Source organism: Nostoc sp. GT001 (assembly GCF_030382115.1).
Classification (GTDB): domain Bacteria; phylum Cyanobacteriota; class Cyanobacteriia; order Cyanobacteriales; family Nostocaceae; genus Nostoc.
On sequence record NZ_JAUDRJ010000003.1, the window covers coordinates 6719048 to 6741745 of the forward strand.

Genomic DNA, 22698 nt, shown 5'->3' on the forward strand with positions numbered 1-22698 from the left:
TTTTACTTTAAAATATACGTATATTTTGAGATTAATTTTTAATATTGAAATTATTCTACGCAATTTGCAACTTTTCAAAAAATATAGTAATCATATTTTACTTTTAAACACCAAAATGCTCAAATCCCCGACTTCTTGAAGAAATCGGGGATATTTTTGTTCATAACTCATTTAGAATTGTTATATCTGTTTCAGATAATGCACAATCGCCTCTGCTGTTGACAAGTTAGTAGCCAATAAAACTTGATTAATAGTGCATAATCTTAACAGTGCTTCTTCATTTGCTTGACCTGGCTGAGGTTGCAGCAAATCTCGCAAGAAAATAACTGCTACAATTTCTCCGGCTCCAACCAATGAAGCAATTGTTTGATATCCTCCAGAAGTTGGTGCGGGGGTTTGTTGACTAATCGTTATCCCTGCCTGTTGATGTAAAATTTCACTAACAGATGGCCAAGTAATAGTAAAACTCTGCGAGAAAAATTCTTGATGCTCAGAAACCAATTCAACAAGTTCTGATTTCTTGCTTTCATGAGCAATCAGTACTATATTTCTTTCAATGATTGCTTGAGGAGACTCACTAACATTTGTTTCTTCTGGAGTTTCATCAAAACGAGCTTCTTCTACTTCAGGTAATTCTTCAATAGTTTGACTGATGCTCTCAGTAGCTCCACTTTCTGTTGTTTCCAAAGATGGAATATCAGCTGAGTCAGAAATTTCACTTATTTGTGCAGCAACGCCATCAACGTATAGACTAACTTCTTCAGTACTTGCATTACTCAAATCAATGTATTGATTGCTTAAAACTTCCGCAACGGCATCATCAGGTGCAGTTGATGCTTCAGAAACTTCGTTTATTGTTTCATCCACCGCAGAAGTAGGTTCTACTTCGTCAACATCTACACTATCTGCTGCTGTAACTGACGCATCCCAATCTATCGCCTCATCTATATCCCGTGTTGCTTGGCTCAATGCTTCTGGCGGCTGAATTTCTGCGTTTTCAACAACTTCACTGACTTCTTCTGCAACTGGCATATCCAAATTCACTACTTCATCGTGAGTAGTTTCGGGAATGTCACTTTCTGACTCAGATATTTGGTGGAAAATATCGCGTGGCTGTACGGAGGTAACTTCTGCTGCTAGTGCTGCCTCCAACTCTGCATTCTCATCGTAGGTAGTTTCTGGAATAGCACTTTGTACAGGAACTTCGTTGAAAATATCACGTGGTTGTACGAAGGTAACTTCTGCTTCTAGTGCTGCCTCTAACTCTGCATTCTCGTCGTAATTAGTTTCTGGACTAGCACTTATATCACGCTGTTGTACGAAAGTCGATTCTGTCACCCGTGCTGCTTTAAAGTCTACAGCCTCATCGTGGTTAGCTTCTGGAAGGACACTTTCATTTTCGGGAGTTTCAATGATGTTTTCAGGTGCAGCGATGGCGTCATCAGGCTCAGGCAAAGAAACTTCTGAGGCTTCGCTGACTTCTGGAATTTCTACTTCTTCACTATCTGCTGCAACTAATGTCCGCAAATCCACAATTTCATTACGCACATCATGGGGAACTTCGCTAACTGCTTCTGCTGGCTGAATGATGTTTTCAGGGGCGATTATCTCCACAACTGGGATGACATCATCACTTGGAGTAGAAACAACTTCGGAGATTTCGCTAATTTCTGGGGAAGGTGTTTCTATTTCTTGGCTAATAGGCCCTGGATTAACGACATTGGGAGTGCTGATATTTTCAGGCGATCGCGGCCGAGAAAACAGTGAAGGATCTATAATTCTAAAGACTGTCTCTGGTTGCTCATAAACGGGAGCAACTGCTTCCAAAATCAAAACATAATCTGCAATCCGAATAATATCTCCATCACTCAAAGAATATGGTCGATCTTTTTCAGCCTGTTTCCCATTAACTATTGAGCCATTTCTACTGCCAAGGTCAGAAAAGTAGTAATTTCCATTTTTAACAAAAAACTTAGCATGTACCCGACTGATATCAGGGCTGTCTAAGAGTAAATCAGAATCAGGAGAACGACCTATTATCCATTCTCCTCTTGTTGGAGTTTCTGTGGTAAGGTCAACTTCATTGACTTCACTTAAATTTGGTGAGTAGCTAACTTTAACTTTCATATTAATTTTTGGTTAATTTTATTGATTTCTGCCACCCAGCGCTGACGGGTAGTGTGTTCTAAATTTAAAATATCATCTTGTGACCAGTGGAAATGATAAGCAATAAAAGCTACCTCCTCATATAAAGTATCAGAGGGGTAGCTTACGACTCCCCCGCTAGTTCTAGCTCCACTGAAAATTGAGTATTGCAGTGGGGACATTGTGTCGGAATGTGTACATTGCCTTGCTGATTGATTCGATTGTAAAATTCTCGGAGATAGGCAATGTCATGTAGGAGAAGTCCTTCAAGTAAATCAGGACTAACAGAATTGAAACTGCCCAAGCGAGTGATAACCCTTGCAAGCATTACCAAGACACCGTAAGCCGGATTTTCTTGAACTTTGCGTTCTTGTTGCACCAAAATTTCATCTTTGGCGGTGGCTAAACGCATCACCCCATGACGATGTACTCGTTGTTCGCCATCACTCAATCCTCTAGGAAGAGTGAAAGCAAATTCTGTGCAGAGAGTATCCTTTTTACGGCGCATAGGTTATTGGGGAGTGCTGAGTGCTGAGTTAGGAGTTAGGAGTTAAGAGTTAGGAGTTAGGAGTTAGGAGTTAGGAAGAAATATTATTGTTTCAAGCTTAAAACTCGGAAGTTGAGCCTTTTTGATTGAACGTTGAGCCTTTGAACTCGGAAGTTGAGCCTTTGAACTCGGAACTTTAACCTCAGCACTCAGCATTCAGGACTCAGCACTCAGGACTCAGCACTCCCCAATTCAATTATGAAGAAGTGCTTCGGGAGAATTTACTGTATCTTCCGGTATGGAAGTTTCGCCTTCCAAGCCATTGATTCGACGGTAAAAATCTTGGAGGTAATTTAAATCTTGGGAAAAAAAGTTTTCCACGATTGCCGGAGTAACTTCTGATAAAGCACCCAAGTGGGTAATCACTCGTGACAAGATAATAATTGTGGCATAAACGGGATTCGCTTTAACGCGTGGGTCACGCAAGGGTGCAATCTCGTCTATCGCTGTTGATAACCGCATTACACCTTTGCGGTGGAGGTTGCCTTCAGAGTCTAGATACCCCTTTGGCAATGTAAATTCAAACTCTGTGGGAAACATAATTCTCCTAATTATTTCACGCGTTTAAATTCCTCAAAAGCAACCTCCACCTCCTCAATTTCGATGTCATGGCTGCGGGCGTTGACATCAGCAATCTTGTAACTTGCAGGCCATGCACTCGGCTAATTCAAATCTAGCCACTTCTTGATTTGCCTGATTATAAATAGACAAAGCAACAAGTCTACGTTGCTGTGACCAATTACCCTGCTGGACTTTTTCAAACCACTTCCAAAAATCCATAGAATTGGTGGTACCTCTACGCAGAATGAGATTACCACTCTTGGGATTGCTAGGAAGCTTAGTTCTCACCACCTGACCTTTTGATTGCCCTTTTGTACCCCAGGTTTGAGAAGTAACTTCAGTAATTTCAATAACCTCTTGGGTTCTTTTGAAGCCTTGACACTCCAAAAAGAAACAATTGGCATCGTTTTGACCTTCTAACGTCAGTTCTAAATAGAACCGATGGGCTGTCAGAACTTCTGGAATTCGGCTTGCGGATTGTACCACTGTTAAATAATTCGTAATATTTCGGCTCCCTTCTCTACGAGAGGCTGCACTTCGACTACGCCCTTCGGCTACGCTCAGGACAGGCTCAGTGACCACGCCAACGGCTTCTCCTAACGGAGACGCTGCGCGTTAGCGGAGCTTTCGCTTTAGCGATACGCTCAGGGCAAGACGCTCAATACAAGTTCGTAATTCGTAATTCGTAATGAAGCTTGCGACTCGCTACTGCTACGTTCTAAGCAAAGCTATGCCGCAGGCTTTACGTAATTACCATTATTTGATTCGTTTAATTCCTTCGTGAACCAATTCAACTGTTTCATTCGCCATATCACCACCAGAGGCAGTTAAGGTCGGCCCGGTGTATTTACAGGGATAACAATTAACAATGTTCCACCGTGCTTTTTCTGAGCCTTGTTGGTCGTAAGCAACCACTGAACCAGTCTTACGATTCTGTGACCACTTCCGAGGGTCGCCCATGTCTTCGTTACAGTCTTGATACCATTTATAAAGGTCGATATCATCAGTGGCGATGACTTTTACTGTGATGTTGGTAAATTTAACAACAGTTGGTGTAGCTTGACGCATTAGTTTAGCGCCTTTAGATGAACCGTGGACTTCTTGTGCTGGGGTATTTTCAACGCCTAGTCCGCTAATTTCTTTGATGAATTTATCAGTAATTCCGTCAGCCTCGAAGTAAAATTTACAAGAGGTTAAAAATTCGCCTGCCATACTTTTAGACTCCTTTGTGTGTAGTTAATTTTGAAATGGGGAGTTAGGAGTTAGGAATTATAAGAATTCTCTCCTCAATGCCCTATTCCCAATGCCCTATTCGCTATCTTCAATGCCATTCCATTGGCTGATGCGGAAAACAACAAACTCAGCCGGTCTGACGGGACAAACACCGACTTCAATATATAAACGTCCTAAAATTCTGGTTTCTGGTGGGTTCAATTCTTCGTCGCACTTAACATAAAATGCTTGTGCTGGAGATGCCCCAAATAAAGCACCTTCACGCCAAATGCGCTCTAAGAAGTTACTGACGGTGCGGGTTACACGCGCCCATAAATCTTGGTCGTTCGGTTCAAAAACTACCCACTGAGTCCCTAATTCTAGGGATTTCTCGATATAGCTAATTAATCTACGCACACTGATGTAACGCCACTCTGTTTTATCTGGCTCAACTAGAGTGCGTGCGCCCCAAATGCGGATACCTCGATTGGGGAAGCTGCGAATACAATTTATCCCCAAGGGGTTTAATAGTTCTTGTTCGCGGAAGTTTGTGTCATAGCCCAAACCAATTACGCCTCTGGGAACTTCATTGGCTGGGGCTTTGTAAACTCCTCTGGTTTCGTCGGTGCGTGCCCAAACACCCATCACATGGCCACAAGGAGGTACTAAAATTGGATTACCGCGATCGCGTGGATTAGGTACTTTAATCCAAGGATAATAAAGGGCCGCAAACATCGAACGACGGTTAAATCTGTTCAACCATTCCACTACTTGTTGCGGTTTGACGGCTTCCGGTGGCGAATCCAATACAACCATGCGGTTGGGCGGATTGGGAATATCGCCACTGGCAGAACCCTCGCACATACTAATCATCAGTTCGATGATACCGTGGACTTGATCTAAATTCAGTACTTGCTCTTGATAAGCCCGCATCACATCAGGACAAGCCAGCATTGTGATTTCATCAACTTCAAAGATACCGCGTACCCCGGTGCGATCGTCTCGAACCCCTTCTAAATTTTGCGAAAATCTATCCGGTGTGGCGGCAACAATGGGTGGCGCTAGTTCATATTGACCATTCACGGGACGACGAGCTAAAGGCTGTCCACTTTGAGTGATGTCTTCTACGGTGACATACATCGAATTTCTCAATGCCGCCAGCGCATAAGTTGCTACCTGGCCAGCAGGTTCGCGGTTCATTGTCAAGTTCTCGTATTCCTCTAGAAGTTCATCTCCCCGACGAATTTGGATGGTGAAATATTCGCCTGTATTTGGAGGCGCTTCTCCTTCAGTACCTTCGGGTAAGGCGCGGGGCGAACCATCAATAATTACAATATTTACTAATCCACCTGATGCTTGCTCAGGACGCAAAGTAAAACGGAGGGCTGGACGATTACCTCTAGAGTTGATTCTGAGGGTAGCCGGTTCTGGAGTCGCAGGTCTAGGTGCGCCTGGTAACTGAGTTCCAATGCTTGTTACCCAACAGCGACCGCCACCATTCATAAAGTAGCCGTAGACTGAAAATGGTAAATAGGCGTTGAAGTCGGTGAACCCATCAGAATTGGGACGGGCAAAATGATTAAGATATTGCGTCCAATTGGTTATTAGCACAGGCTTATATAATTCAGCCCCACCCCGAACATCTTCTGTAAAGCCGACAAATCCACCAACCGCCGTGCTAACACCTTCAATTGGTCGGCTACCCCGGTCAATTTCTTCAATGTAGACACCAGGAGCAAAGTAATCAAGTCTAGCCATGAAAGTCTCTCCAAGTCAGTAAAAATCTAATTATTCAGGAGTTAGAAATATTTCTTTGAAAGTATTACTTTGGTTATCTACCAATGCATTGACGTTTTGGGGTAAATAGCCAGGATGATTCAGAGTCAAAACATAATTACCTAAATGAAGGTCTTCAAAGAAGAACAGCCCTTCTTTAGTAGTTAATATGGATTTTTCAGTTCCCCTCACAGCTACTTCTGTCGCTACCAACGGCAGATTTGTCACCGCACTTTTGACAATACCTGCGATCGCAACTCGTCTGGTTAATACTAAACTGTCACTATCGCGAGACAATTGATTTCGCAAATTGAAAATTCGCTCCCAAACCAAAGGCACAGGAGTCGGTTGTGGCTCGAAGGGTATTGTAACTGTCAAATATAAGGCTGAACGCAATGGCACACTGAGAGCGCTCCATAAAGAGCCAATCTCAATTGGCGGCTCTAGGGCAACTGTCATGTTCAAATTACCATAGCCGCGTAATTCAGGAACCAAAAACTCCTCTTCCAAGGTGCGATGGCGCAACAGCACAGTCAACGCCTCACTAATAAAGTGATGCTCACCTAAAGCTGTTCTATCCCAGGCTGTTAATAGCAGCGAAACATCAAACCAAGCTGGTGCCCAATTTACAGTGGCAGGTTGTAAAGCGCGTGTTAGCTTGCGTTCTACTTGCCTACCAGAATGTTGTACCTGCTTACTCTCACGTATATCAAAAATATATAAATTGAGAGTCGGGCCTGCTCCCTCTTCCCTCCGATTACCAGGATGGCTAAAGTCAATTTGCTCTGTACTGGTAAGTGAGGTTCCTCCAGCGAGAATTTCGGCTAAAGTTTGAAGAACGAAGATAAGCATGAAGGTGTGCTGCTGGTAGCTAATCCAGATGCCTCTACAGTATATGTATCGGGCTTCTAAAGTTAATTAGACTTTTGTCGATATTTTTTAAATGGGGTATCGGGTCAAGAATCCGTAAAGCAGCAAATTCAGTTTGTAGATTAATCTAGAGCAGTTCTTAATTAGACACACTACATTTTTTTATGTGGAGTGGGCTGAAAAGCATTGGTGTCAAGTTAATTAAGGCAGAAGCCCAAATGTTAAAGGTAAGTTCATCGAATTCGGGGTGTCGTTTATTAAATTCGGGCAGTCGTTTATCGAATTCGAGGTGTTGTTTATTGAATTTGGGCAGCCGTTTATTGAATTCGGGCAGTCGTTTATCGAATTCAAGGTGTTGTTTATTGAATTTGGGCAGCCGTTTATTGAATTCGGGCAGCCGTTTATTATTTTTGTTCAATTTTAATTTGAGGAGGATAAAACCTAAAGATAAAAAGACTTTTCATCCAGTCTCCAGCTATACTAGTTGACCCTAGTGATTTCATCTTAACTCGACACTAATGGCTGAAAAGCCCGCCCAAGTAGTCCATTAAGCTAACGAAAGCTTGGGTACGTAGTAAGCATTTCAGTGCTTAACATCAGGACTAAAGTCTTTACTACAAACTTCTTTACACAGCAAAGTTAGCTTGATATACGTGTGAATACAAACCTTAATAATTATTTGGATGAATTATCCCAAAAGATAACTTAACAAAAAAATAAACATTACTGAGACTGCATAATTTTATACTGGTCAGCAGAAAAGTAAAAACATTTGGTTGCAAAAAGCGAGTGAAACTATGACACTAGGCTTTTCTGTCCAAAAACTAGACAATGGCTCTAATTATTTGAGTCCCTCAGACATCCAAGGCTTTTGTCAGCTTGAGTCTGAGCAATTAACTAGTCAATATCCAATTTTATTTGCTCGGATTGTCTATCACAATCCATTATTGAGAACTAATCAAGAAGTTATAAATTATAGTCAAGATCAAGCTCCTTTTTCTCAAAAAACTTTAGCTTATTTGCATTCGGAAGCATGGCTTACAGATTTTCCGCCTGTTTTGACTTTACAGGAATTTAAGCTTAAGGACTTTTCATCTATTTCTTACATTTGCCCCATATCCTATAGAAATCAGAAAACTGAATATATTCAAATCATTACTCATGAACCTCTCTCGGCGAGTTTACAACTATATGTAAAACGCTCTGCGATGCTGCTGAGTAAGTATGTAGATATTTCCTTGGACTATGGCAGACAAAAAACTGAAATTCAACTCCTAGAAGATATCTTACATCGAGTCGGTCATCAATTACGTAACTCTCTAGGACTCATCGGATTGTATGCACATAATCTCAGCTTAGGTTTAGAAAATAGCCCTTGGCAAGAGCAAGCAACAATCATCGGCGAAAGTATACAAGATTTAGATACTAATTTAAATGAACTAATTGATTGCGGTCAAAGTACAAAATTAAGGGTAACACATCAAGATTTAAGAAGTTTAGTGGGTGAAAGTATCACAAATTTACAACCTCTAATTAGTCAGAAAAAACTGAAAATATTGATTCCCGACACATCGACAATACTGAAAATAGACAAATTACAAATGAAACAAGTTTTTGATAATATCCTCAGTAATGCTGTTCATTTCAGCCCTAATTCAGGAACTATTAGCTGTAGTTGGCAAATTTTTCAAGATGAAGTATTAATTAAAATCTCCGATCAAGGGCCAGGATTGTCTCAAGAAGACTTACAAAAAATATTTACCCCATTTTATTCTCGACGCAAAGGAGGCACAGGACTGGGTTTAACTATTGCTAAAAAAATTATTTTGGATCATCAAGGAAGTATCTGGGCACAAGTTTTATCAGAAAGTGGGGCACAATTCTCGATTATTTTACCTCGTTCAAGGAGCGTGAATTAATTCATAATTCCTCATAAAAATATGATTAATAATAGTAATAAACTGTCAGTTTTACTCGTAGATGACGAAGAACGCTTTCGTCAAGGATTACGTACTCTCCTAAATTTTTATAGTATTAATTCTGCGTTACCTGTAGAAGTTATTGGTGATGCAGATTCTGTTGAGCAGGTTTTAAAGTTTACAACCCAGAAGTGTCCAGATTTAATTTTGCTGGATATGCAATTGAAAGGATGTGATGGAATTACAGTTTTGGCACGTCTTAAAGAAGCTGCTTACACTGGCAAAGTTTTAGTATTGTCGGCTCATCAAGAAGACGACTGGATTTTTAGAGCGATGCAGGGGGGAGCCGCAGGTTATGTGTTTAAAAATCGTGTAGCAACCCAATTGTGTGAAGCTATTGATACTGTAACTAGGTCAGAAATTTATCTACCTTCAGAAGTTGCTAGTCGATTTTTCCGGTTTTTTCAAGCTTATTCAGATTCTTGTGTAAAAGCTTGTCATGAGGTGCATTTAACTGAAAGAGAGCAAGAGGTTTTATATTGGTTAACTCAAGGTGCTTCTAATGAAGAAATCGCTAAACATTTGTATGTAACAGTTGCTACTGTTAAGGCGCATCTCACCAGTATTTTTGAAAAATTGAAGGTTACTAGCCGGACTCAAGCGATTGTGACTGCCCTCAAGTTAGGATTAGTTCATGCTTGAGCGCGACGGAAGTAGTCGGCGCAATTTACGAAACTTTTTGGATATGGCTTCATTTGAATCTTTTTATCAAGAATACCCCTGCTCGTACAATTCTCCCTTAAGTTGCGATCGCCCCTTCCAAACGGCGCAGCAAATCAAGGGTGCTAAGTTTTGCTTGGAATGTGGTTTTCCAGCAACTTTACCACAGGAGGCTGAGATTAAAGGAAGTCAGGGAACTTATCAAATAACTAGTTTTGTTGGTGTGCGGGGTTTAGGCCGTTTATACTCAGGTGTTCAACTTAAAGACAAACAACCTGTAATCATCAAAGAATATCTGCTCCCCAATCGTTCTTTTAATGAAAGTGAGACTCAAAAGCGGAAAGAGACTTTTAAACGGGTGGGTGGAGTAAGTTTAGCCGATAGTCGAATTCAAAACTTCCGTCTGGTAGAAACGAAAGAAGCGATCGCAGATGAAAAAGGAGAACGCTGTTATCTTATTACTCAAGGAATCGAATCATCTCAAACTTTAGGTAAGTATCTCATAGAAAAGGGAGCAATGACATCTCTTGAGGTGCGTGAGGTACTAAACCAAGGTTTACAAACTCTCCAGTTTCTCCACACCCAAAAACTGCGTTTCCCCTCCAATCAAACACAACTAGGTATCACTCACGGCAATATCAATTTAGATAGTACTTTAATTAAAGTAGAAAATAATCAAAAGTTTTCTATATACTTTTGTGATTTAGCTATTTGGGAAAACTTATTTATTCCCCCAAGAATTCCTCAACCTGCTCCTGCTAGACCTGAGCAAGATTTAGAATCATTAGGATTATTAGCCTTTTATTTATGGGTAGGACGGACAACTAATTTTTCATCTAACCAGCCTCTCGACCCTAGAGATCGTCAACAATGGCCGGATACTGATAGCTATTTAAAGCAATTTATTTATCGTTTAATTGGGCTGGAAACTCCTTTTGAGAGTGCAGAAGCGGCTCGGAAAGCACTACTAGAACTTCCTCAAGAAGATCGTGCTAAAAGTTCAAGTTCAGTGCGTTCTCCAGGTTCTCAAGAACTAAAAAAGCCTTTGCCAATGCCCTTAATTTTGCTAGTGATCCTATTTTTATTACTACTTGGTGGGGGAATTTGGTATTGGCTGTGGGGCAGGAAAACAGATAATCCTAAGCAATATATCCAATGGTCTAAACTTGTGCGGAATTTTTCTGAAGTCCCTAACGTTCCTTCTGGACAATTTACTTATACAGGAGAAAAAGATAGTACATGGAGTTTTGTTTTAACGCAATTAGTGGACAACAGTCGTTTAGGAGATTTATTGACCAGACCAAAGCCAGATGCGACAGCAACATTTGACTATAAATCTGTTTTGTCATCAAATATAAATAATCCAATTAAAAGTCTTGAAGAAGTTCAAACAAACAAAAAAGATTTTGCCATTACTAGTTTGGTAGACAACATTACAGATAAACTTGCAAAAAAAGCAATAGCCTATGATGGGTTACTTGTTTTTGTCGCATTTAATAAAAGAGACTCAAATCTTGCCAATGCTCTTGGGGGGAAAATTAATCTTGAGCAATTGCGTCAAATTTACACAGGTAAAATTACTAATTGGCAGCAGATTAATCCCAAACTTCCAAATCTGCCAGTGAAACCTTTTGCCCCAACCGAACCGGAAGCAATTAGTAAATTTCAACAAATAGTTCTGCAAAATGCCCCTCAAGACGAAGCTTTATTTGCAGCGAAAGTTACTAAACTTGATACAACAAAAACCCAAAACCTGATACGCAGTGAAACTTTAGATGGGCGAACTACTGGTATTATCAGTTTTGGGATTATCAGTAAAACTTCGAGTCAGTGTACTGGCTATCCTCTAGCGATCGCAGATGGTAAAAAGTCCCTTATTCAACCTCTGTTTCAAAAGCGCGATCGGCGCTCAATTACTCCCTCAGATGATTTGTGTCAACATGATGATTATTATGTTGATGTCACAACTTTCCAAAGCTACCCCTTGGGATACCCTATTTTTGTAGTGTACCCTAAAGACAGCAGCCGCTTGCCTGGTGGCTCTACATTTGCCCAGATGCTAACTACTCGTCAGGGTCAGTGTTTACTTAGTAAAGTAGGTCTTGTAGCTTTACAACCTATGCCTGATGATATAAATTCTTATGCCTGCAAATCGGTGCCCTAATCCTAGTTGCGAATATTTTAACCGCGCCCTGCCTAACAATGCTAAGGTTTGTCCCTGGTGTTCCACCCCTGTGGGTAATGTAGTTTCTCCTACACCACAACCACCTACTCAACCTCCACCTATTCAACAACAACCTAGTCAACCACCTGTTCAGTATCAGCGGCCGCCTACAGACCAACCTAACTACCAAGCTCCTCAACAAGCCCCCATTGATTATTCAACAGTCTATCAGCCACGAGTTCCCTATCAACCAACACCACCTGTTTATACNCCCCCGCCTCAAAGAGCGCCAGCCTTAAAGCTGATTCATAGCACTGGCAGAGAATTTCATCTCATTGGGGAAGGAGGTTATATTGGTCGCCGCAGTCAGAGTCCAGGAATAGCGCCGCCAGAAATTGACTTGACCAGCATTCCCAGTGAGGGAATAGTCTCTCGTCGTCATGCGCGAGTCGATTGGGACTGGTCGCAAAATTCTTACATGATTGTTGACATGAGTACAAATGGTATTTATTTGAACAACAATCCTCTGACTCCCGGTATGCAGTATCGCCTACTCAACGGTGATTTGCTGCGATTTGGTCAAGATAATCTAGTTAATTTCACTATATATGTAGTGTAGTTTTGCAAAGAGACGCGATGAATCGCCATCTCTACAATAATCAGTCGTTTTGGGACTTCCAAATAAAAAAATATCCAACTATTTATTGTGGGGTGGGCGACACGATAGCCCTTGATTAGGGGCGCTCATGTTGCCTACCCCACAAAATTGAATAATTTATTTCTTGGAAATCCCTTTGTAGAGAAGGCATTTATCGCGTCTTTGTGATGATTTAACGTGAGTTCGACTGTTGATAAAGCCTGAAAAATCTGACATGTATAGGTTTGAAGAATTAACGGACTTGAAAGAGTCCTGAGTTTATTAAGAATCAAGTCAATAAAGTGCCATACATATTACAGCGATTTTCAATCGGGCACTTGACTTCTATTGTTTCGCAACACTGACCTTAATTTTAATACCGTCCTCTTCTTGCAGTGCTTGGCGTAGACGATCGCGAACCTCTGTCAAATCTGGCTTTAGTATGATCGCTCGCTGATAGTATTTGATTGCAGTCTTCATATCTCCTGATTGGTGGTGAACCTTGCCCAAATCGTAATTGAGTGCAGCATAGTGATCTCGATCGGCTGCCAATAGCTTGTCTTGTGCATAGAGGACGGTTGCGATTCCTACCTCGGCTTCAAGGTAGTTGGGTCGCAAGGCTTGGGCGCTTTGGTAATGTGCGATGGCCTCGTCCAAGTTTCCTTGTTCTTCTAGGGCAAATCCTAGATGATAGTGAACTTCTGGTTGGTTTGGATTGAGGACGAGAGATTGCCGATAGTATTCCGTTGCAGTTTCTAAATCATCTGCCTGTTTGCAGTGGTTGCCTAATTTATAATTGAGGGCAGCAGAATGCGCTTGTTTTTCTAAGGGCAGCTTTCCCTGAGCATAAATAGCATTCGCTAAACTCACTTCGGCTTGAAGATAGTCGGGTTGCAGGGCTTGGGCGCTTTGGTAATATGCGATCGCGTCGTCCAAGTTTCCTAGTTTTTGGAATGTCATGCCCAGGTGATAGTGAGCTTCTGCTAGAGTGGGCTGCATTGTGATGGATTGGCGATAGTATTCGATCGCAACCTTGAAATCACCTACCTGTTTTCGTCTGCGACCCAATTCATAGTTGAGGGTGGCGTAATGCAGCTGCTTTTCTGGGGATAATGTTCCTTGAGCATAGCGGGCATTTGCCAAAATTACTTCTGCTTCGATGGAGTTGGGCTGGAGTTCTTGGGATTTTTGGTAATGTGCGATCGCAGCTTCCCATTGATTCTGTTGTTGCAACGTATAGCCAAGATTATGATGGATTGCTGATGAAAGCATTGAGGATTCGGAGGGGAGTGCTAAAGCTTGCTGATATGCTGCTTCTGCTTCTGGTAATTTATTTTGAGCTTGATGCAAGTTGCCTAAACTAAACCAGGCTTTCACATATTGAGGTTGCACCTGAAGGACATCTCTGAACAACTCTTCAGCGATTGAGTAATTTCCTTTCTGGTGCATCAAGATTCCTAACCGATAGAGTGCGTCTGGATGTTGAGGTTGCACGTTGAGAATTTGACGATAGCCTTGCTCTGCTCGATCGAGTCGGTTAGTTTGTTGGTAATGGATAAAATGGTGGAGCGCTTCTGGAATTGTTCTTAAATTTAGCACTTGATTTTGGTGCGATCCCTTGGGTTGGATCGCCATAGTTTTGATCTGGCGGGCTTTAGCGCCAAACGAAAACTTGTATGCCTCGTTGCCCATCAGGAAATCATAGACTTTAAATTTATTGTCAATCGCATATTTAATCCCGTAAGCATGAAGAACCAGACCAGAAGAAAACTCTTTCACGGTGTCGTCGCGACCTGCAATGAAGAAGAGAGCCGTTTTGCGATCAAAATCCATTAGGTTCGCGATCGCGCCCAGCGGTTGCTTTCCATGCCAGAGAACTGGTAAGTATAAGCTTTGGTGTTCAAAGCAATGACGCAAAAAAAACCCGATTTTCTCTACGATTTTTTGGCAGTAGTCTGCGCCTTTTCTACCTTCCCAATTGGTTTGCCAAAATCCTAAGAGGATCTCTAGATGAACATCTAAATTCTCTGCGTTGACCTGAGTCACGTGGAAGTCGTTGGAGCTTTCAACTTTTCTCAATAGGCGTCTGATTTTCTGCCGAGTGTTGGAGCTAACGACGGTTTGTAGGTACTGTTCCCAGTCGTCTGGCAAAGCGATGTACGGAACAATGCTATTGTCGATTTGATCTACTAAATCGCTCAACCGTTCCTGTTGTGCCAATTCAAAGGCTTCTGTGGAGAATTGATCCAGGAACCGACTCATTCGCCCAATGTTAGTTTGAATCTTTTCGACTTCAAAAATAGCCCAAGTTTCCTGCTGTTGCTGAAGGAACTGGGCAAAGGCAGAAGTGACTGCTGCTTCATATTCTGGCAAGCAAATAAACCCAAGATGCTCTGAATCTGCAACTCCCATCATTGAGAGACGACTCTGGAGACAGCCTTCGGGATGTTCTGCGATCGCAATTTCTAGCGGAAAAAATGCCACATACTCTGAAGTTGGGGCAGTTGATTTTGCCGCTAATATAAACCACGTTGCACGGAACTGGCTGCACCATTTCAGCACACCAGATAGCCAAGTCCAAGACAAGAAGAATTGAGCTTCAGGATCAGTTTTGTATACGGAGTCCCAATGGTTTCTAATCGTTTGGAACGTTTCAAAATTATCAACGATCTCAATTTCAATGTCTTTCATGCTGACTCTCTGGCAGATGCAAAGTGACGCAGTTGCAAAAAATCTTCTGGTTCTTGAAAGCGGCCAAGTATCGACTTTCAACAACCAGGAGATTTGTGAATTATCAAAAGCTAAAGTGGAATAACCCAGGTTTGCAAGTATGAGGTTGCGGTGATTCCGAAATGGTGAGAAAAGTTAAGCTCCAGCGCGCTGGAAAGTTACACAACCATTTGGGTTACGCAACACTCACTCAATTTCTATTATTTGACATAGACCTTGACCCACTTGCTCCACTTACCCCACTTACCCCACTTACCCCACTTGTCCCAGTCTTTGTCTTTGTCTTTGTCTTTGTCTTTGTCTTTATCTTTATCTTTGTCTTTGTCTTTGCCCCAGTCTTTGCCTTTGCCGTAGTCGCCACCGCCTACTACAGTGTTTGTATCTGCGGATTCAGCTTGCTCTAAGTATGTCAAGTCGTTAATAATCATTTAGATTCCTCTCCTGGATCAAAAGTGATTTGATTTGTGTTAACTGTTTTAGTCTTGACGCGTCAACTATACTTGGACTGGGGACAAGAAATTTCTTTTTTTCAAGTGTAGAAAAAACCTGGGTTTTTGCGGCGGCGACAGCGCTGACACGAATGACGTACTAAGATTTCTTGCCCTCAGGCGCTTGTTGTTTAATAACTACCAGTAATTAAGCATGTAACACAATCTATCTAAAGTAGTATAAAAATTTTGTTCTTCAGCAGATAGGATGCCAAATACGTCTGTAAATCAGCTTGAAACCTTGGCTGGGCAATAATAAAAGTCATTATTCTTAGCGTTTTCGGCTTGATAATGAAATTTATGCCAACTAAAACTGCCTGTAAGTCCTGATTATCAATGTATTTTACGGACTTTAGACATCGTAATGTTTTCAATTTAATTATCAAGTTAATTGCGGGTTTGACCGAGGCGATTTTAGATTTTGGATTAAATGAAAATCTGAAATCTAAAATATTTGGTCTCAAGCCTCTGGTTTCACGGAGAAGAAAAACAAAAATTTTTCAATATTTAAGCCTCTTGTTTATAAGGAGAGGTTAATCCAAACATCGTAAATTGATTGACTGCGTATACTTATTTGCTTTAACAACCATTTCTTGATATCTATCTACATCTACCCCCAAGACTTACCTGCTCAATATCCTGCTATTTTTAGTTAGTCGAACTCGCATTTCTTTATTAAATCCAAAATCCAATATTCGGTCATTAGCCATTTTCGCTGATCACGAAAGACAAAGGACAATGGACACATGACGGTGGACAGAGGACAAAGGAAAAATGAGCAATGTATTTCGGGAATTCTGCAAAAAGTAGGCAGCGGAAACCACACAGGCGAGAATTTAACTCGCACCCAAGCAGCCACCGCTACTAAAATGATGCTGCTGGGTGAAGCGACACCAGCCCAAATTGGGGCGTTTTTGATTGCTCATCGAATCAAGCGTCCCACGGGGGAAGAGTTAGCCGGAATGTTGGATGCTTATGAGGAACTGGGGCCAAAATTGCAACCCATAGCCTCTGGGCGACCAGCGATCGCTCTTGGCATCCCTTATGATGGTAGAACACGCACAGCACCAATTAGTCCCGTAACAGCTTTACTACTCGCCGCAGTGGGACAACCAGTGGTAATGCATGGTGGCGATCGCTTACCAACAAAGTACGGCTTACCGCTGATAGATATTTGGCAGGGTTTAGGAGTCGATTGGACTAACTTACCCCTAGCAAAAACTCAGCAAGTGTTTGAGCAAACGGGAATCGGCTTTATTTATCTACCTCAGCATTTTCCCTTAACTACAAGTATTTGGGAGTACCGTGACCAACTTGGCAAACGTCCACCGTTGGCGACAATGGAGCTAATCTGGTGTCCTTATGCTGGCGATGCTCACGTAATTGCTGGGTTTGTCCATCCGCCAACAGAAGGGATGTTTCAGATCGCTCTAGGACTGCGGGGAGTGACAAAATTTACATTAGTCAAAGGATTGGAAGGTAGTTGCGACTTACCGCGCGATCGCACTGCAATCATCAGCTTATCTTCATCCGTAGCACCCCAAGAGGTAGAACGATTGCACCTCGTACCGCGTGATTACGGCTTTACTACCAAGAACGTACCCCTTGGAACTACTGAAGAACTGGTGGCAGATATTCAAGAGGTTTTGGCAGGTAAACCAGGTGAATTGATGCAAACAGCCCTGTGGAATGGCGGATTTTATTTATGGCGGAGTGGTATTTGTTCAGATATGGTAGAGGGTTTAGCGAAAGCAGAAGAATTATTAACCAATGGTGTAGTAGTAGCTAAACTCCAAGAACTGAGCCAGATAGTAAATTCAGTGTCAGCAGATATATCCTTTAGGGTGTCAACGACTTCTCCAAAATAGATTTTTGTTCCAACCAATCTTTACCTACTTGGATACTGATATCTGAGCCAAGGTTGCCAGTGCTTTCCACGCGCACTTCACCAAATCCCAAAGTGCTGCGAATTGATTCGGCACTGTCACCATCTCCCTGTTGGGCGACAATATGAGTTACATCTAGGGGTTCACCCCATGCCTTGGCAACATAGATGTTGCGATATCCAGATTTTTCCAAGGCTCTAATTAACGGTTGCAGTTCAGAGCGATCGCCACCTGTACTATCTTGAATTGCTACACGCAAAGAGCGGGGGTTAGTTGTAGTTGCCAGCTGTTCCTGTTCTGACTCCAAGCCAAAGTGTTGAGCCATCAGTTTCGCAATCCCATTTTTGTTTGGCAACCAATAGCTAGCATCATACTCATTCTTCTCGCTAAAGCGACCTGGCAGCATTAACATTTGCATATTAGAGCGATTTGTCCGCACCCCAAAACCCATTAGCGCCACTAACTCTTCAACAGTCAAGTTAGTATCAATATGGTCTTTCACAACATCAAGAACTTTAGGTAATTGAGCAACAGTTGCTGGGTTGAGTGTTTGATCCATCAAAGCACGCATGACCATTTGCTGGCGCTGAATCCGACCAATATCACCGAGTTCGTCATGGCGAAAACGCAGTAATTGCAATGTTTGGTCGCCATTGAGATGCTGCTTACCAGCCTTCAAATTGATGTACAAATGCTGAGAATCATCTTGATATTTCATATCTTTAGGAACGTAGACAGTTACGCCACCCAAAGCATCAATCAGCTTGCCAACTCCCAAAACGTTAATTCGGACATAGCGATCAATTCCCGCTCCTCCTAAGAGATTACTAACAGTTCTGGCAGTCAAAGCTGGGCCACCTTCAACGTTGGCGGAGTTAATTTTTTTCACTCCATACCCCTCTATTTCCGTGCGGGTATCTCTGGGAATGGAGAGCATATTTATTTTTTTCGTCTCTGGATCAAATTTGACCAAGAGCATCACATCAGAAAGACCATCAAAGGAGTTGACTTGGGGTAGGTATTTGAGGTTTTTGGTATCTTCAGGAGGGTTTTGGACATCTGGGGGAAGTACGCTCATTCCCATTACCAAAAGATTCACTGGACGAGTTAATTCTGAAAATCGCAGCACACCTCCAGAAATGCGATCGCTATCAAAGGCCGCCTCATCCTTTGGAGTTAGCTGCGCTTGTTGCAAAGGCGTACTGGTCAAAGACACTGCTAAAAGCGCCCCCGCAGTTGCAGATACCATCGCAATACCACCCATACCTACCCAAAACCACAGCCACCGTCCTGATGTCGAGTTTTGGGGAATTTTTTTATTGGACTTTGAGGCTTTTCCCGACTGGTTTTCTTCCGCCGAACTTCTTTGAATGGTCACAGACTTCCTCACACTTACTCACTAATCAAATTCAGTAATTTTGCAGATTAAAAACACCCAAACAAATCAACCCATAATAGCTAACTCTTAATTATCGGTGCTAACTTTTTTAATGTAGTGTCAACCACAACACTTATAGCAGCATTTATTCTTTTTTTGGGACAACCTGGAGATGTTTTACTGAAGTATGGCAATAATAAACTGGATTTGACTAGATATATAGAGAAATCAGCCAGAAATTTTCCAAAAATCAGTAAAAACACCGACAATTTGTCACCATAAAAAATTAAGATAAATACTTGCCAAGCACTCGTTCAGCTAAATTACTAAACCCTGGTAAACGACTAGATTTGCCCTGCATTAGGCGCAAAATCAACCAAATACTTACTAAAAAGTAACCTGATGTGAGAAAGCTATTGAGGATAAATAGACGTAGCGGAAAAAAATCTGAAGTTGCTGCTCCGGTAGCTAATAATAGATAACTCAACAACCAAGTAATTGCCAAAGTAATAGACAGACGACTAATAGCAAGTTGTTCCCGACTACCCTGGCCCCGATAGAGCGTCCACAAGGATGGAAAAAAGCCGACGATCGGAACTAAATGTAAAAGCAACTGTGTTTTGGGCATTGGGGATGGGGCATTATTATTCTCCCCCTGCTCCCCCGCTCCCCGGTCACTGAGCGTAGTCGTTGGCGAAGCCTCTCGTAGAGAAGTGCTGCTCCCCTGCTCCCCTGCTGTTCTGCTTCCCCACTCCCCATTGCCCATTCCCCACTCCCAATTCTCTTTTGGTTCAAAATTCTTCATTGGGGTTAGTCTAACTCCTAAACTAGAAGGATGAATAAGACTCGTATAGTTAGAGATAATAAGCTGTAAAGAAAAATTTCATTTAGTTATATTCCGCAATCAGCTCAAAATGCAGACACGTAAGCTACTCGACTGGTGGCAAACATTTACTCCAATAGCGCGAATCGGGGCGATCGCGCTATTCGCTCCGCTGCTAGTTATCAATGGTTGGGCAATTTCGGTATTTTTCAATTATTTCCATTCTCTCATAGTCATTTTAGTCGGAGCCTCAGTGCTAGCATTTCTGCTCAACTACCCCGTGAGCTGGATGGAGCATCATGGTGCTAGAAGAGAGCAAGTCGCTATTTTAGTATTTCTCTTGGCTTTATCGATTTTATTGGCGTTGGGTGTGACACTTTTTCCCCTGGCTCTTACCCAAGCTCAACAACTGGTGGCGCGTTTACCAGATTTAATCGACTCTGGACGCTCTCAGTTAATGATCTTAAACGGAAAAGCTGAGACTTTTGGCTTACCGATTAACCTCGATGCTCTGGTGGTGCAAATCAACGATCGCGTCAAAGGACAATTACAAGCGATCGCTGGACAAGTTTTAAATCTAGCTGTACTGACAGTTACTAGTCTGCTAGATATTCTCTTGACGATGGTTTTGACTTTTTATCTTTTACAGCACGGGGGTGAACTCTGGCAAAGTTTAGTCGAATGGCTACCTAATAAATTTCGCGAGCCTTTCTCTAAAACAGTCCGCCTAAGCTTCCAAAATTTCTTCATCACCCAGTTGATTTTATCTACCTGTATGGCTTCAGCCCTTATTCCTACCTTTTTGTGGTTGAAAGTGCCGTTTGGATTGCTATTCGGACTAACTATTGGCCTGATGGCTCTCGTCCCCTTTGGCGGTTCTGTAGGCATTGCAATGACTACACTGTTGGTGGCGTTGCAAGATTTTTCAATGGGTGTGAGAGTGTTGATCGCAGCGGTAATTGTACAGCAAATTCTCGAAAACTTAATTGCCCCCCGAATTTTAGGTAGTTTTACTGGTTTAAATCCAGTTTGGATTTTAATTTCGGTCTTAACAGGGGCAAGAATTGGCGGACTGTTGGGTGTAATTGTGGCAGTACCTACAGCTGTTGTGATTAAGACTGCTTTAAGTGCCTTGCGTCCTGGTAGGGGGACAAACGACAGCACCACTGGGGAGACAACTGCATCCGTTCCAGCAAATGAGTCCTCGAAAGCTGACGCCAACAAAACTTTGAGCATTTCTGAACCAACATTGCCTTAATACAAGAAGGCAGGAGCAGGAAGTGTATCATCAGTTATTTACCCTGAACGTTAAGGGGCAAGGTAAAGGGTAAAAAGCTATTGCTCCTATGGTGGGAGACTATTATCAACCTTTTACCCTTTACCCCTCTTATTTCTTAAATTCTGTTGCCAGCGATTGTTTAATATAAAAATTTTCCAAATACCGTGAAAAGTCAGTCCTTGCCACAAGAAATGAATGCCAATTGGTGTTTCGCTTCAATATTCTAAATAGCTTTTAAGCTTTTAAATTCACGCCTTGAGATTACAGCTTGAAATGAACTCTGCAAGAATTGCGATTTGCTGAGTAAATTGGGATATAGATGCGGAAAATTTTTCTGGGTAAACTTGACCAGCAAATGGTAATGAAAAACTATTATCAAGATTTTTTAATTCGTGATTGGGTGAAAAGCGATCGCACAAGAGCCGCTGAAGTCATCAGTTATGTATTATCAGAATACGGTCTGGCTTGGGAACCCAAGGGTGCTGACCAAGATGTGCTGCGAGTAGAGGAATGTTATTTAGCTACTGGGGGAGAGTTTTGGGTAATTGAACACCAAAGTCAGTTAGTAGGTACTGGAGCATACTACCCCATACACCGAGGCGAAAAAGCTGTAGAAATCCGCAAAATGTATCTTTTGCCCAGCATCAGGGGTTTAGGATTAGGGAAATATTTGTTACAACAGCTAGAAGCAGCGATCGCAAAGCGTGGTTTTCAACAAATTTGGATTGAAACCGCCAGTGTTTTGGTGGAAGCAGTCAAGCTGTATGAAAGCAATGGCTACACTCCAGCAACAGGAGTAGAAACAACAAGGTGCGATCGCGTGTATTTTAAGTCATTGGTCAAAGACTAATGACTAATGACAAAGGACAATTCTAAATGCACGCTTGGATTAAAAATCTCACAGGCTTACTCAATCTTTTTCTCCAATCCCATTGCCCTCTATGTCAACGCTCAACTTCCCAAGAATTCTGTCAGAACTGCACCAGACAACTGCAAAAATGTCAACGTAAAGACCCGATTTCTCTATGGCAAGAGCCTATACCTGTGTTTGGCTGGGGAGAATATGGTGGCACAGTGAAACGAGCGATCGCAGCGATGAAATACGAAAATCAACCCCAAATAGCTCGTCCTTTAGGTCAATGGTTAGGGGAAGCATGGTTGTTAAATTCACCGAAGCGAGATAGCCAGCCTGTAGTAGTTCCTATCCCACTTCACGCTAGCAAACAAAAACAACGTAAATACAATCAAGCCGCACTGATAGCACAAAGTTTTTGCGAAATAACTGGATTAAAATTGCAACTAAACGGTTTAGCAAGAGTGCGAGAAACTGAAGCGCAGTTTGGTTTGTCGGTATCTAAACGAGAAAAAAACTTGAACCAAGCTTTTGCTATTGGGCAAGAATTTCGCCATCGTCCTCCAAATGTCCCTGTGCTGTTAGTGGACGACATTTATACTACTGGTGCTACTGCCAGGTCTGCTGTGCAAACACTTCGTCAGTATGGAATTGTGGTCTTAGGATTAGTAGCTGTAGCCACTGCCGTCAAAGACGGATAAATTAAGAAG

Annotated in this window: 19 protein-coding genes and 1 pseudogene; 8 read left to right on the plus strand and 12 right to left on the minus strand. The window is 42.1% G+C overall.

Translation table 11 applies throughout. The annotated features are described in order from the left end of the window. Positions 1–180: 180 nt before the first annotated feature. The 8 genes from QUD05_RS31290 to QUD05_RS31320 form a co-directional block, all read right to left on the minus strand. Positions 181–2127 (minus strand): FHA domain-containing protein, encoded by a 1947-nt coding sequence (locus QUD05_RS31290; protein WP_289799446.1) that lies wholly within the window; start codon positions 2125–2127, stop codon positions 181–183. Beyond that, positions 2124–2327, minus strand: coding sequence for a DUF6760 family protein (locus QUD05_RS34220; protein ID WP_313931140.1), 204 nt, complete (start codon positions 2325–2327; stop codon positions 2124–2126). Before QUD05_RS34220 ends, QUD05_RS31290 begins: the two co-directional genes overlap by 4 nt. Then, entirely contained in the window at positions 2270–2653 is a 384-nt protein-coding gene (locus QUD05_RS31295; RefSeq protein WP_094347971.1) for a hypothetical protein, read from the minus strand. Before QUD05_RS31295 ends, QUD05_RS34220 begins: the two co-directional genes overlap by 58 nt. A gap of 231 nt (positions 2654–2884) precedes the next feature. Further along, entirely contained in the window at positions 2885–3232 is a 348-nt protein-coding gene (locus QUD05_RS31300; RefSeq protein WP_251959044.1) for a hypothetical protein, read from the minus strand. An 87-nt stretch (positions 3233–3319) separates the two neighbouring features. Beyond that, positions 3320–3835, minus strand: a complete 516-nt coding sequence (locus tag QUD05_RS31305) for a phage tail protein (protein WP_289799447.1) — start codon at positions 3833–3835, stop codon at positions 3320–3322. A 174-nt stretch (positions 3836–4009) separates the two neighbouring features. Further along, positions 4010–4465 (minus strand): phage tail protein, encoded by a 456-nt coding sequence (locus QUD05_RS31310; RefSeq protein ID WP_094347975.1) that lies wholly within the window; start codon positions 4463–4465, stop codon positions 4010–4012. A gap of 96 nt (positions 4466–4561) precedes the next feature. Beyond that, complete coding sequence (locus tag QUD05_RS31315) at positions 4562–6223, minus strand: phage tail sheath family protein (RefSeq protein ID WP_289799448.1); 1662 nt, start codon at positions 6221–6223, stop codon at positions 4562–4564. A gap of 30 nt (positions 6224–6253) precedes the next feature. Next, on the minus strand, positions 6254–7093 hold the full coding sequence (locus QUD05_RS31320) for a Pvc16 family protein (protein ID WP_289799449.1): 840 nt from the start codon (positions 7091–7093) through the stop codon (positions 6254–6256). An 815-nt stretch (positions 7094–7908) separates the two neighbouring features. Between QUD05_RS31320 and QUD05_RS31325 the strand changes: the two genes are divergently transcribed. From QUD05_RS31325 to QUD05_RS31340, 4 genes are read left to right on the plus strand one after another with little or no spacing between them, the layout of a single operon-like run. After that, a complete protein-coding gene (locus QUD05_RS31325; protein WP_289799450.1) occupies positions 7909–9030 on the plus strand; it encodes a sensor histidine kinase in 1122 nt (373 codons plus the stop codon). A 21-nt stretch (positions 9031–9051) separates the two neighbouring features. After that, positions 9052–9732 (plus strand): response regulator transcription factor, encoded by a 681-nt coding sequence (locus QUD05_RS31330; protein WP_289799451.1) that lies wholly within the window; start codon positions 9052–9054, stop codon positions 9730–9732. Then, positions 9725–11914, plus strand: a complete 2190-nt coding sequence (locus QUD05_RS31335) for a substrate-binding domain-containing protein (protein ID WP_289799452.1) — start codon at positions 9725–9727, stop codon at positions 11912–11914. Before QUD05_RS31330 ends, QUD05_RS31335 begins: the two co-directional genes overlap by 8 nt. After that, positions 11892–12533, plus strand: coding sequence for an FHA domain-containing protein (locus tag QUD05_RS31340; protein ID WP_289799453.1), 642 nt, complete (start codon positions 11892–11894; stop codon positions 12531–12533). Before QUD05_RS31335 ends, QUD05_RS31340 begins: the two co-directional genes overlap by 23 nt. A 363-nt stretch (positions 12534–12896) precedes the next feature. Here the strand turns inward: QUD05_RS31340 and QUD05_RS31345 are convergent, their stop codons facing one another. Together QUD05_RS31345 and QUD05_RS31350 are read right to left on the minus strand one after the other, a co-directional pair. Next, the gene (locus QUD05_RS31345; protein ID WP_289799454.1) at positions 12897–15242 is read right to left on the minus strand and encodes a GNAT family N-acetyltransferase; all 2346 of its coding nucleotides are present in this window, start codon (positions 15240–15242) and stop codon (positions 12897–12899) included. 239 nt (positions 15243–15481) lie between these two features. After that, positions 15482–15709 (minus strand): hypothetical protein, encoded by a 228-nt coding sequence (locus QUD05_RS31350; RefSeq protein ID WP_289799455.1) that lies wholly within the window; start codon positions 15707–15709, stop codon positions 15482–15484. An 834-nt stretch (positions 15710–16543) separates the two neighbouring features. Between QUD05_RS31350 and QUD05_RS31355 the strand changes: the two are divergent. Next, positions 16544–17637 (plus strand): annotated as a pseudogene (locus QUD05_RS31355) (anthranilate phosphoribosyltransferase family protein). Here the strand turns inward: QUD05_RS31355 and QUD05_RS31360 are convergent. Beyond that, positions 17609–19033, minus strand: coding sequence for an LCP family protein (locus QUD05_RS31360; protein WP_289799457.1), 1425 nt, complete (start codon positions 19031–19033; stop codon positions 17609–17611). The pseudogene QUD05_RS31355 and the gene QUD05_RS31360 overlap by 29 nt on opposite strands. Positions 19034–19319: 286 nt before the next feature. Beyond that, a complete protein-coding gene (locus QUD05_RS31365; RefSeq protein ID WP_099103054.1) occupies positions 19320–19661 on the minus strand; it encodes a hypothetical protein in 342 nt (113 codons plus the stop codon). Between the two features lie 286 nt (positions 19662–19947). Between QUD05_RS31365 and QUD05_RS31370 the strand changes: the two genes are divergently transcribed. The 3 genes from QUD05_RS31370 (at position 19948) to QUD05_RS31380 (ending at position 22689) form a co-directional block, all read left to right on the plus strand. After that, complete coding sequence (locus tag QUD05_RS31370; RefSeq protein WP_289799458.1) at positions 19948–21114, plus strand: AI-2E family transporter; 1167 nt, start codon at positions 19948–19950, stop codon at positions 21112–21114. A gap of 382 nt (positions 21115–21496) precedes the next feature. After that, positions 21497–21985 carry a GNAT family N-acetyltransferase gene (locus QUD05_RS31375; RefSeq protein ID WP_289800126.1) on the plus strand — a complete coding sequence of 163 codons (489 nt, stop codon included), beginning with the start codon at positions 21497–21499 and terminating at the stop codon, positions 21983–21985. A gap of 26 nt (positions 21986–22011) precedes the next feature. After that, on the plus strand, positions 22012–22689 hold the full coding sequence (locus QUD05_RS31380; RefSeq protein ID WP_289799459.1) for a ComF family protein: 678 nt from the start codon (positions 22012–22014) through the stop codon (positions 22687–22689). Positions 22690–22698: the final 9 nt, after the last annotated feature.